The 12,810-nt window shown below is 26.4% G+C and carries 10 protein-coding genes and 1 CRISPR repeat array; all 10 genes read left to right on the forward strand.

What is annotated here, in order from left to right:
* The first annotated feature begins 246 nt into the window (after positions 1-246).
* The 10 genes from EZH24_RS01780 to cas2 all read left to right on the forward strand — a co-directional run bounded on the left by EZH24_RS01780 (position 247) and on the right by cas2 (position 11,960).
* Positions 247-1,986, forward strand: coding sequence for an LTA synthase family protein (locus EZH24_RS01780; RefSeq protein ID WP_419670426.1), 1,740 nt, complete (start codon positions 247-249; stop codon positions 1,984-1,986).
* Between the two features lie 298 nt (positions 1,987-2,284).
* A complete protein-coding gene (locus EZH24_RS01785; protein WP_137997425.1) occupies positions 2,285-3,376 on the forward strand; it encodes a glycosyltransferase family 61 protein in 1,092 nt (363 codons plus the stop codon).
* 162 nt (positions 3,377-3,538) lie between these two features.
* Positions 3,539-4,321, forward strand: a complete 783-nt coding sequence (gene cas6, locus EZH24_RS01790; protein ID WP_137997426.1) for a CRISPR-associated endoribonuclease Cas6 — start codon at positions 3,539-3,541, stop codon at positions 4,319-4,321.
* Between the two features lie 4 nt (positions 4,322-4,325).
* A complete protein-coding gene (gene cas8a1, locus EZH24_RS01795) occupies positions 4,326-6,110 on the forward strand; it encodes a type I-B CRISPR-associated protein Cas8b1/Cst1 (RefSeq protein ID WP_137997427.1) in 1,785 nt (594 codons plus the stop codon).
* A gap of 21 nt (positions 6,111-6,131) precedes the next feature.
* Positions 6,132-7,076, forward strand: a complete 945-nt coding sequence (gene cas7i, locus EZH24_RS01800) for a type I-B CRISPR-associated protein Cas7/Cst2/DevR (protein ID WP_137997428.1) — start codon at positions 6,132-6,134, stop codon at positions 7,074-7,076.
* Complete coding sequence (gene cas5 / locus EZH24_RS01805; protein ID WP_137997429.1) at positions 7,063-7,791, forward strand: CRISPR-associated protein Cas5; 729 nt, start codon at positions 7,063-7,065, stop codon at positions 7,789-7,791. Before cas7i ends, cas5 begins: the two co-directional genes overlap by 14 nt.
* Entirely contained in the window at positions 7,772-10,162 is a 2,391-nt protein-coding gene (gene cas3, locus EZH24_RS01810; RefSeq protein ID WP_137997430.1) for a CRISPR-associated helicase Cas3', read from the forward strand. Before cas5 ends, cas3 begins: the two co-directional genes overlap by 20 nt.
* Before the next feature lie 2 nt (positions 10,163-10,164).
* Positions 10,165-10,674, forward strand: a complete 510-nt coding sequence (locus EZH24_RS01815) for a CRISPR-associated protein Cas4 (protein ID WP_137997431.1) — start codon at positions 10,165-10,167, stop codon at positions 10,672-10,674.
* A gap of 6 nt (positions 10,675-10,680) precedes the next feature.
* Positions 10,681-11,673: a type I-B CRISPR-associated endonuclease Cas1b gene (gene cas1b / locus EZH24_RS01820; protein WP_137997432.1), complete on the forward strand. Its 993-nt coding sequence runs from the start codon at positions 10,681-10,683 to the stop codon at positions 11,671-11,673.
* Between the two features lie 2 nt (positions 11,674-11,675).
* Positions 11,676-11,960, forward strand: coding sequence for a CRISPR-associated endonuclease Cas2 (cas2, locus tag EZH24_RS01825; protein WP_137997433.1), 285 nt, complete (start codon positions 11,676-11,678; stop codon positions 11,958-11,960).
* Positions 11,961-12,127: 167 nt separating this feature from the next.
* Positions 12,128-12,763: direct repeats of the CRISPR family, unit length 31 nt; unit sequence ATAATAAATCTAACCATAGTGGAATGTAAAT.
* The last annotated feature ends 47 nt before the right edge of the window (positions 12,764-12,810 follow it).

Consider the following 12,810-nt stretch of genomic DNA (forward strand, 5'->3'; position numbering starts at 1 on the left):
GCTTTGCTTAACGAAATTATAGTATGCTAATTTATAGTATTTAATCATAATTAAACTATCCATTATTTATTAACTTTATGATTAAAATATAGCATGAATTAAAAAATATGTCAATAGTTTAATACAATTTTTTTTATTACATCTTGATTTACAAAATAAAATATATTATCATTTAAAATCAATAAAAATAATATTTAATTTATATAATTAATTTATAAACTTTGCGAGGATTAAATTAAATTGAAAATTAAAAAAATATTATATAATTTTTATATTAACTCTTTTATAATTATTTCAATATTATATTGCGCGATAACTCAATTTTTACTTCCATCGCTTTCGATTGACAAATTTAAAATAAGTTTGATAGATATATTATATGTTTATTTATTTTCTCTGATTTCTTTTTATCTATCAAATAAAAAATTAATAATCTCTTATCTTTTTATTATAGTTGCCGTTTTTTCATTTTTCGCAATAGAACCTTTAGGAATAACTATACTGACAAAACCGATATTTTTTACCGATATGCAAGATTTATATCCTTCGCTGATAGAAGTTTTGCCTCTTTATATGCAAATAATTACGATAGCCGCAACAATATTATATTTTTCATCGCTTTTGGCTTTCGCTTTATATTTTTTATTTAGACTAATTAAAATATTGTTAGAAAATAAGAAAAAAGGAATTATATTATTTTTTATAATTATGATTACGACTTATTTATCGTTTTTTAGACAAGTTAAAATTGATTCGATATATCCAAATTATATTGAAAGAGTAAATAAATTTGGAATAATCAATTCTATAAGTTATAGAATTTCTTTCGACAGAGAAAATAATAAAATAACCGCAAATATTGATAATGTCAAAAATTCAATCGAATTATTAAAACATGCGCAAAACAAAAGAGATATTTCCAATTTGATTATGCCTTATGATTTTGAAAGTCCGAATAAAAGAGATGTATTTATAATATTTATGGAATCTTTTTACGACTATAGCCATTTTTTAGAATTGTTTGACAACGACCCTTTTCCAAAAGAATATAGAGAATGGGCTTCAAAATCCGCAAAAGTGGGACCAAACGATGGCAACGGAAGTTTATTTGCGAGGCTTTCTGGTTTAATTGGAACTTCGCCGATTTATCCGAAAAAACAAAAAAGCCCGATAAATACGACTTTGCCCTTTTTAATGAAAGAAGCGGGATATAAAACTATAGCGCTCGAAGAATGCGGGATAACTTTTAACTTGGATAAATTATTTCCAAACATTGGATTTGAAGAGATTATATTTAATTTGGGACTCACAAACATAAAAAATTATATTAAGAATAACGATTTTGAAGAACCGTTGTTTGTTTCGGGATTTACTTTTTTGGGACATGCTGGAAGTCATATAAAAAACGATTTGAATATTTTTGAAAACAATAAAAGATTTGCAGAAAAAATAAATAGAAAAGATAGAAAAGTTTTGCTCGAAACTATTGAGAATTCCGTTCAATCTGCAATTGATATAATAGAAACAAAAAATATAATTCTTAAAAAATATCCCGATGCGATTATAATTTTTAAGCATGACCATTTATATCCTTATTTGGCGGGAATGATTCATAATTCTTCGATAGACGAAAAAATTAAAAAAGAATTTTTTGAATCTCATGCCGTAAGCCCACTTTTAATTTGGAACGGAAAAAATGGAGCTTTCAAATTGGAAGACGGATTTCCTCCCGAAAATATTCCTTTATTCATAGCGGCGAATACGGGAATAAGTTATACGAATTCCATAATTTCGCTTTTGTATAAAGATAGAGTCGAAGGTATTATAAGATTTTACAATAATTTTTATACTAACGAAAATAATAAAATCGTCAAAATAGAAGTTGGCAAAGAAAGTTTATCATATAAATATAATTACGCTCAAAGAATTGTATCGGAAGATATTTTAAGAGGCGAAAAATATTTTAACGATATAATAACTCGATAATTTTTTTAGATTAAACTATTGACATATTTTTTAAAAATGTTATAATTTTCTATAAATTAAATTAACGCTAAAGCGGGCTTTAAGCAAATAACCGAAAAAAGAATTTCGGATTTAAATAGTTTAACGGGGGAAAATTCTCATGAACGCAACGCAACGCAACGCAACGCAACGCAACGCAACGCAACGCAACGCAACCTACAATTATATCTTCTAACTAATAATTATTTAGAATTTTATTTATCGCAATTTTTTGATTTCTTTTTAATAATTTATATCATTTTAATTTGGGGGCTATTCTATGCCTCTATTTAATAAATTATTGCATTCAAAAATAAGAAATAAATTGGGAATAAAAATAAGCCAAACTTTAACAAATAAATCCGTGTCGGCTAAAGAAATAAAATATAAAAAATATATTCCTCTAAAATATGATTGCGAAGAAAAAGAAGAATTTATATGCCAAATAGAAAACGGAAGAGTTTTTGCAGATTGGGGATTTATTTTTACGGAAGACGGATTTTATATAAAAGACGTTTTGCCGCTAAATATAGTCGATAGTCCGCAAGAATTATTGGGAAGATTTATATTTTATAAATTTAGAAAAAGAAGAAAAATTAAAGGAAACATATTCGTTTTAAAATCGCAATGGCATGTTTATTACGGACATTGGATGCATGAAATATTATCTCGGATATTTTTACTTAAAGATTCGAAATTATTTGACGAGGTAGACACTATTATTTTAAGTAAACATTGTAAATCGAAATTTTATTTGGAAGGACTTAAATTATTCGGTTTAAATAAGAAGAAAATTATATTCGTTAATGACGAAGAAGAAATAATATGCGACAATTTATATTTTTCGTCTTTTCCCGGAATTTTGGTTGCAAATCCTCCAAAATGGTTATGCGATAAATATTTAAATCTTACTAAAGAACTGCTTTCAAAAAATAATTTTCATTTTTACGATAAAATTTATATAAGCCGAAAAAGAGTAAAAACGAGAAATATTTTGAACGAAGACGAACTAATAAATATTTTATCTCCGTTAGGTTATAAAGTGATTTATCCAGAGGATTATTCTTTGGAAGAGCAGTTTTGCATATTTAATAAGGCTAAAAAAATTATATCCGTATTGGGAAGCGGACTTACAAATTTAGTTTGCTGCGATAAGGAAACTTCGGTTTTAGGAATAGTGTCTTATGCAAGTTATGAAGACTGTCATCGCAATATTTGTAAAACTATAGGGATGAAATATTTTGAATATGTTGAAAATAATCCAGATAATATCGTCTATTTCAATAAAATAATTAAGGACAGAAACAGAAATAATTTTAAAATCGATTTGGATTTATTTAAAGAAAAATTAAAAGATTTTGAAAATTCTTAAATTAATTAAAGCATAATGAAGCCCCTCGTTTTTTGATTGCTTCGGATTTTCACCCTCGCAATGACAAAATGACGATAAATTTTTTCAATATTTCGCTTGACAACTAATACTAATATGTTAAAATACACTATATAAATTTATTAGTAATGACGAGTGAAAATTATGAGAATTAAATTACATTTCGAGCTTGAAAATAAAATAATACCTAAAGATTACAGGATTTTAATTTTAAGTTTTATAAAAAATTCTTTGGGAAAAAATTTTGAAAAAAGTTATAAAGAAATTTATGAAAGCAAACCAATAATGAAATTTTTTACTTTTTCCGTTTATCTTCCAAAACCAAAAATTGAAAAAGATAAAATAGAACTTGATAAAAATTATTTCAATGCGGTTTTTTCTATTTACGACAATAAAAGGTTTATCGAATTTTATAATTCTTTTAATTCGATGATTATAAAAAATAACGAAGAAAATGAAGAACATTCCTATCCGCTTAAAGATAATAAAATGATATTGAAAAATATAACTATGTTAAATGAAAAAATTATTACTTCAAATAGAGCGATTATAAAATTTTTAAGCCCGCTCGTTGTGAGAAAGCATGAGGAAATAACGATTAACGAAAAACGAAAAGGCAAAGATATTTATTTGGATTTTAACGACAGCGATTTTAACGAACAACTTAATTATTCCGTTACAAGATTGATTAAAGATTTGAAATTAGACGGCGTTAATTCAAATATAAAATTAGAGCCTTGCAAGTCCGCGAGAAAAACGGTTGTCGATTTCAAAGATGTTTCAATACATTCCTCAATAGGCGAATATATTATTTCGGGCGAGAGCGCACTTTTGAATATTTTATATAAAACGGGAATCGGCGGCAGACGAGGCGAAGGATTTGGAATGTTCGATGTAATTAAAGAATTAAAAAGCGAGGGAATTTAATTTTATGGCAAGCAAAAAATCTATTAAAGAAAATAAAAAGTCCATTGATAAGGATAACGGATATTTTAAAGTAAGCCTTGATACTTTTCTTTATAACGCGGGAATTGTCGGGTTTATTCAAGTTTTAAAAGAGAAAGAGTCTGGAGCGGAAGAAGGAAAAAATAAAGATTATTATATCGAAAGGCAAGATTTATTTATTAAAAAAGAATTTCTTAAAAATTCTAATTTAGCTCAAGCATATATTGATGCAATTTGTTATAAATTTAAAAATGATACTTTTTTTGAAAATATTAAAGATGAAAAATCATTTAAAAAAGAAATTGAAAATATTTGCAAGCAAGTTGAAAAAGGAGGAAAATATAAACAGGCAATAAAGAAAATAGGATTATCAAAAAAATATGATTATGAAACGGAATTAATTAAATTATCTTATGACGACAGAATCGAGAAAGCAAAAATAATGTTAAATGATATAAAAAAGAATAAAAAATTAAATTCTATATTAAACTTTTATAGCGTTTATGGTAAAATAATGGCTTTTTGGAAACAATTGGCATTTATGGATTCTGCCAATACTTCGGATTATGAATTGACTTTTATTATAGAAAAGTATTTTACAAATTCTATAAAGAAAATTGCATTGGATAAAAGCAAAAAAGAAATTGAAGATTACTGTTTTATGTGTTCAAATCCGATATATGACGATTATGTTTACGAATCTTTAGGACAAAAGAAAAAAGAAAATTCAAATAATGAAAAAGAATTGAAAACAAAGCCTTATAGCACTTCATTTATCAACGGACTAGCTCAAGACCTTGAAGGGAAGAGTTCTCAATTTTGGAATCATAATCCAGATGTTCGTATATGCCCTTTATGCGCTTTTATTTATGCATGCGTTCCTATTGGATTTATTGATACAAAAAATTTTTTCGTATTTATTAATAAAAACGATAGTATAAATTTTTTAATAGACGAAAATAAAAATTATGAAGATAAATTACTAAATCTTAATAAATATAACATAAATTATTTTAACGCTTATATTCAAAATAAAATAGAGAAAAATGAGAAAGAAATAGAAGGTATAGAATTCGTAATATGCGAGAGAAAAAATAAAAAAGATAATAAATATAGATATGTAATAAAAAATATTGATAAAAATGTTTTGCATATTCTTAAAGCCTCTGAAGTATATTTAAGCGAATTATATTATAACAATATAAAATGCTCGTTTGATAATAAAACTTCATTGGACGCTTTTAACGAATGCATAGAAAATATTTTTAGAAATGTTAATCAATATAATTTATTGTATAAAATGTATATGGCAAAATATCCCGATAAAATAAAATTTGATGATATAATAAAAGCGTTATATTTTATTTTACAGATACAAATAATAAAAAATTCAATATTTACAAAAGGAGATAAAAATATGAATGATATGATTCAAAAAGGCGAAGAGGCATGCAAACAAGGGTTTATATTGAGAAGGTATATAGCCGAAAGTATAGACGAAAAAGTTTATTCGCAAGAAGTTACGGATAAAATAAAGGGAATGAGTTTTAAACTCGTTAACTCCGTTCAGACTTGCAATTTTAATCTTTTTAGAGATATTTTATTTCATACATATATAGCGTTAGGTAAAAATATACCTAATATAATTATGGATATGAGAGAAAGTAAAGATATTTTTAAAGATTTAGGATATTCTTATTTAGCTGGTTTTAACGGGGCATATAGGAAAGAAGATAACGATAATAATTTAAATAATAACGATAAAGAATAAATAAAACAAAGGAGAATAATCATGGAAAATAAAGGATTAACATTAAGTATCATTTTTGAAGCGGACAGCGCAAACTATGGCGAGGGCTATGGAAATGTATCGGCGTTAAAGAGAATAAGCAGAGCGGATGGTAATTCGTATAGCTATATATCAAGGCAGGCTTTAATATTTAGCTTAAAGAATAATTTAGGTTGGCTTGATACAGAAACAGCCGCTCAAGGTAAGGTGGCTCAATATACATGGGATAGTAATATAAAAGAATCACCTGAAATAGATTTATTTGGTTATATGAAAACTAAAAGTAAAGATAACACTAAAAGTAAAAATAAAGACGAAAATGAAACTGAAGATAAAAGTAAAAAAGGAGAAAATAAAATAAGAGCGGCGGTTGTAAGATTTAGCAATGCAATATCTTTAGAAAATTATAGCGGAGATATGGAATTTGGAACTAATTTGTCTTTAGCGAATAGAACTAAAGATAAAAAAGGATTACTTCCGTATAATGCCGAAATACATAAATCATATTACACATATACCGTAACGGTTGATTTAGATTTGGTAGGAGTTGATAAAAATGATAATATAGATTTACAAAAAGATAATATAGAAGAATGCAAAAATAGAATAACAAAATTATTGGAAGGAATAGAATTTTTGCATAGAGAAATAAAAGCGGACACAAAAAATATGAATCCGATTTTTGCGATAGGCGGAATTTATAATATAAAAAATCCTTTCTTTGCAAATAGATTAGAATTAATTGAATATAAAAAATTAAATGTTTCTTTAATAAAGGAAATATTAGATTCAATTAATAGTAAAAATATGGGAAAAACTTATATTGGCTGTTTATTAGAAAAATTTTCTAACGGAGAGGAAATAAAAAGCGAGTTAAAATCTGAAAGTATAGTTAACTTTTTTAATAAATTAAGAGAAGAGGTTAATAATTATTATGCAAGCAATTAAAATAAAATGCTGTCAAAATATGGTTAATTATAAAAGGCAAGGGTTTAATGAAATATGGCAGTCATACCCTTTGCCTCCATATTCTTCCATTATTGGAATGATACATAAAGCATGCGGTTTTACGGAATATAAAGAAATGTATATTAGCGTTCAAGGAAAGAGCATTAATTCCCATTATGGATTATTTACAAAATATAGTTTTAATAAGAAAGAAAGCAGTTTGAAAAGTCCGTCTTTTAGAGGAGTTGGAAGCGTGGAGCTTTTGATAGATTTATCTCTTATAATTCATGTATACACGAAAGATACGAAACTTTTAAAAGAAATATGCGATAAATTAAATAATCCAAAAATCTATCCGTCTTTGGGGCGACATGAAGATATTTTAATTATAAATTCTGTAGAATTAATTGATATTGTTGAAGCTCCGAGAAAAATCGAATTAAGAAATAGCGCTTATATACCCGTAATATACCTTAATGAAGAAGATGATATATTGGAATCTGGAACAAGATATTTGATTAATAAAAAATTCTATATAGACGAAAAAAATGGAATTAAAATTAGAAAGTGGGAAAAAGAAAACGGCAAAATAAATGTTAAATATATGAGACCGAGTGAAAGTCGTATTAAATTTAATAAAGGAGTTTTTGTGGAAAAAGGAACGGGCGAAGACGAAGGTTTAGGAGTTTTTTTAGATGATAAAATATATTGCTAAATCTAACAAGAGTAAAACACATACCGAAACTATAGAAGAACATACAAATAAGCTTTTAAAATTATTTGACGATTTCAAAAAAATAGAAAAATATTCAAATAAATTTAAAAATAAGAATGATAACGATAAAGAATTAAATTTAATTGAAACGGCATGCAAATTACATGATTTAGGAAAAATGAATTATAAATTCCAAGAATATATACAAAAAGATTTTCCGATTAATAAAAAATTAAACGATTTATATAACGAATTAAATATAAGAGACATACCGCATGGCATATTGAGTTGTTGTTTTATAGATGTTGATAATTTACAAAAAGAATTTGGATTTGACGATAAAGATATAAAAGTTTTGGCTACGGCAATATTTAATCATCATAACAGAGAGTTATTAGATAATAATAAACATAGAATAGAATTCAAGAGATTAAATAAAATAGTCAATGAAGATTTAAAATATAATGTGAAAAAGTATAATGAAATATATAATAAAAATCTATATTGCGAAATTGACGGCATAGAAGAGAATATGATAAAAAATAATGATTGTAAAATAAAAAATCATTATGAATTCTGGTTAAAATTCATAGTCATAAAAGGAATGCTGAATAAAATAGACTATGCCGCAAGCGCTTATGTTTATAATAAAGATAAAAAGAAATATGAATTTGGAATTAATAAAGACGACTTTGAAATGACGGCGGATAATTCATGCGAAAAAGTTAAAACCAAATTTGAAAAAAATAAATACAGATTAAACGATTGCCAAGAATTCATGTTAAAAAATAATGACAAAAATATAATAGTCGTTGCTTCCACTGGAATTGGAAAAACTGAAGGAGCTTTACTTTGGGCGGGAAATTCAAAAACTTTTTATACGCTTCCGATTAAAGTGTCGATTAACGCGATTTACGAAAGAATAAAAACTCAAGAATATTACGATAAAGAAAAAATTACTCTTCTTCATTCGGATGCAATAAGCGAGATTATGAAAGAGGATGCAGATTTTGAAGACGCTATGGAAAAATACGGAAAAAGTAAAAAATTATCTTATCCTCTTACGGTATGCACTATTGACCAACTTTTCTATTTTGTTTTTAAATCGCTCGGAACTGAAATATTTCCAGCGACTTTGAAATATAGCAAAATAATAATAGACGAAATTCAATCTTATACGCCAGAAATAACCGCTTTCATTTTATACGGCTTAAAAGTTATAAACGATTTGGGCGGACAATTTTGCATAATGACGGCGACTCTTCCGCCCATAATAATAGAATTAATGGAAAGAGAAAATATACAATTTGAAACTCCAAAAATTTTTATAAAGAAAGACGAAAGCGGAAACAGTATAAAAAGACATTTCATAAAATTTATCGAATTTGAAAACGAAGAAGAAAAAGATTTTAATTATAATGAAATTTTAGAAAAAGCTAAAAGTAAAAAAGTTCTTATAATTTGCAATATCGTTAAACGAGCGCAGGAAGTTTATTTAAAACTTAAAGATATTAAAGAAAATATTGAAATTAATTTGCTCCATTCAAGATTTATTTTTAAAGAAAGAAAAGAAAAAGAAGATAAAATACAAAAATTTGCTTCTACGAATGAAAAAGATAGAAATAATGACGCTGGAATATGGATTTCGACTCAAATAGTAGAGGCAAGTTTGGATATAGATTTTGATGTTTTATATACCGATATGTGTTCCGCGGACAGTTTGCTTCAGAGAATGGGAAGATGCTATAGAAACAGAATTTATGAAGAAGGCAAACCTAATATTTTTATTTACGATACTAAAGTCGGAGTAGGAGAAAATAAAAATAGTGTTTATAATTCGGAGTTATATGATAGAGCAGTTAAATTTATAAAAAAATACGATAACGATATTTTTACCGAAGAGCAGAAATTAGAATATATTAATAAAGTTTATAATACTAAAGAATTGGAAAAAGAAAAAAGTAAGTATTTACAAAGAATAAACGAAAATTACGAAGCGCTTAAAAAACTTCCTCCCGCTTTTATAGAAAAATCGGACGTTGCGGATTTGTTTAGAGCGATTGATAGCGTAACGGTAATGCCTGAAAAAATATATTTATCTATAAAAGATAATATTATAAACGAATATTTTGAAATAAAAAATAAAGAAAAGAAAACTAAAGACGATTTGAAAAATTTAATAAATAAGAAAAATGAAATATTAGGATTTACGACTTCAGTTCGTTTATATAAAAGCCATCAATCAAACACTGGAATTAATCCAATAGAATTAGGAAAAAATAAATTTGAAAAAATATCTATAGTCGATTTGGAATATGACAAAGAATTAGGATTATTGGAAGGCAATGCAAATATAATTTTAAGCGACTGACTATGATTAACGATGCCAAAGAATTAAAATATGTATCGGGGACTATTTATTCCTATAGTTTTTTATGCGATAGAAAAGTTTGGCTTTCTTATCATAATTTGTCTATGGAACAAGAAAGCGAATTGGTGGAAATTGGAAAGTTTATTGACGAAACTACTTATAAAAACGAAAGACATAATTTTTTAATCGACAATACCGTTAATATAGATTTTCTCAAAAAGAATATTGTGCATGAAATTAAAAAATCGAATAAACAAAAACAAATGGCAATAAATCAAATTAAATATTATCTTTTTATTTTGAAAAATCATGGTTTTGAAGATATTAAAGGAGAGTTAAATATTCCGAAATCAAAATATACCGAAGAAGTTATTTTAACCGAAGAGGATATGGAAAATATAAAAAGCAATCTTGAAAGAATTGATAAAATATTGAAGAGTAAAAATATTCCCGAGCCAATAAACGAAAAAAGTTGTTTCAAATGCGCTTATTACGAGCTTTGTTATATATGAGGATTTATGCGTCAGTCTTATTATTTATTTTCAAGCGGAGAGCTAAAGAGAAAAGACAATACTTTGCAATTTGTCAAATCTACGGGAGAGAAAAGAAATCTTCCGATAGAAGTCATATACGATATTTATGCTTTCGGAGAGATAACGATTAATACGAAATTGATTAATTTTTTATCTCAAACGGGAATATGCGTTCACTTTTTTAATTATTACGAATTCTACGCTGGAAGCTTTTATCCGAGAGAAAAATTAGTTTCGGGAGATTTGCTCGTTCAACAAGTTTCTTTTTATAGCGATTATCAAAAAAGAATTTCGCTCGCTAAAAAATTCGTTTACGGAGCGACTGAAAATATTTTAAGGAATTTGAGATATTATAATATTAGAGGACGAGATTTAAACGAAGAAATTGAATCGATAACAAAATTGGAAGAAAGTTTGGAAAGTTATAATAAAATTGACGAAATAATGGGAATCGAAGGAAATGTTCACAGAATATATTACAGAAGCTGGAATAAAATTATAAATCAAGAAATAGATTTTGAAAAAAGAGTAAAGCGTCCTCCCGATAATATGATTAATTCGCTTATAAGTTTTTTAAATTCGGTTCTTTATTCAAAAGTTCTTTCGGAAATATACAGAACGCAATTAAATCCCACGATAAGTTATTTGCATGAGCCTTCCGTTAAAAGATTTTCATTGTCGCTCGATGTAGCCGAAATTTTTAAGCCTTTGATAGTCGATAGATTGATATTTTATTTTCTTAATAAAAATGTAATATCGGAAAACGATTTTGATAAAGAAAGCAATTTTTTAAGACTTAAAGAAAATATTCTTCAAAAAATTATGGAAGAAGTCGATAAAAGACTTTCGACTACGATAAAACATAGAACATTAAACAGAGATGTCTCTTATAAACATTTAATGAGACTCGAACTTTATAAAATAATAAAACATTTACTAGGCGAAAAAGAATATTCTCCGTTTAAAATATGGTGGTAGAAATGTATATAATTTTAATGTATGATATAGAAGTAAACGATGAAGATAATCCTTATGTATTGAAAAAAGTTTTTAATATTTGCAAAAGGTATCTTAATCATATACAAAAATCGGTATTCGAGGGCGAGGTTTCCGAAGCCCAATACCTCAAATTAAAAAAAGAGCTCTTTGACATATTAAGAGAAAATAAAGATTCTTGCATAGTTTTCAAAAGCAGAAACGAAAAGTGGCTTGAAAAAGAGTTTTTGGTAAAAGAAGATATTGACAAAACTTCAAATTTTATATAAAATACGAGTATGTCGATATATAATGAATAATATTTTACGGCTTATCGACAGACAAGTTTTTTGAAATAGGTTCGTATTTTGTAATGTTATATATTTTTTATATCGACTTACTCCAAATTTAATATGTAAAAGATTTTGTCTTTTCATATTTCATGCCGAAAAAACGGATAATAAATCTAACCATAGTGGAATGTAAATTCAATTTTTATATAGCCACTTTCGGATACGCTCTCCATAATAAATCTAACCATAGTGGAATGTAAATCTCGAGACAGTTTTTTCAGAATATAGTTTTAACGATAATAATAAATCTAACCATAGTGGAATGTAAATGATTTTGCTTCAAATCCTTTCACGAGCTGCAGAATAATAATAAATCTAACCATAGTGGAATGTAAATCACTACTAATAAAACCGCATGATATATTTTAAACGCATAATAAATCTAACCATAGTGGAATGTAAATAGCAAGAGCGAGATAGAAAAAATTATCGAAAATATAATAATAAATCTAACCATAGTGGAATGTAAATCTTTTTGTGTTAAATAGCTTTCTATCATGTTAGATATAATAAATCTAACCATAGTGGAATGTAAATTAAAAATTGACTTCTTTCTAAACTATCGTCAACTACATAATAAATCTAACCATAGTGGAATGTAAATAAAGGAGGAAGTGAGTTTGACTATATGATAGTCCAAAATAATAAATCTAACCATAGTGGAATGTAAATTATCAAATTTTAACAACTCCTCAAGATTCAAATGATAATAATAAATCTAACCATAGTGGAATGTAAATTTCGTAAAATGGAGTCGAGGATTAGGCAAGGACTGGATAATAAATCT

The sequence above is a fragment of the Brachyspira catarrhinii genome (genome assembly GCF_005518285.1).
Classification (GTDB): domain Bacteria; phylum Spirochaetota; class Brachyspiria; order Brachyspirales; family Brachyspiraceae; genus Brachyspira; species Brachyspira catarrhinii.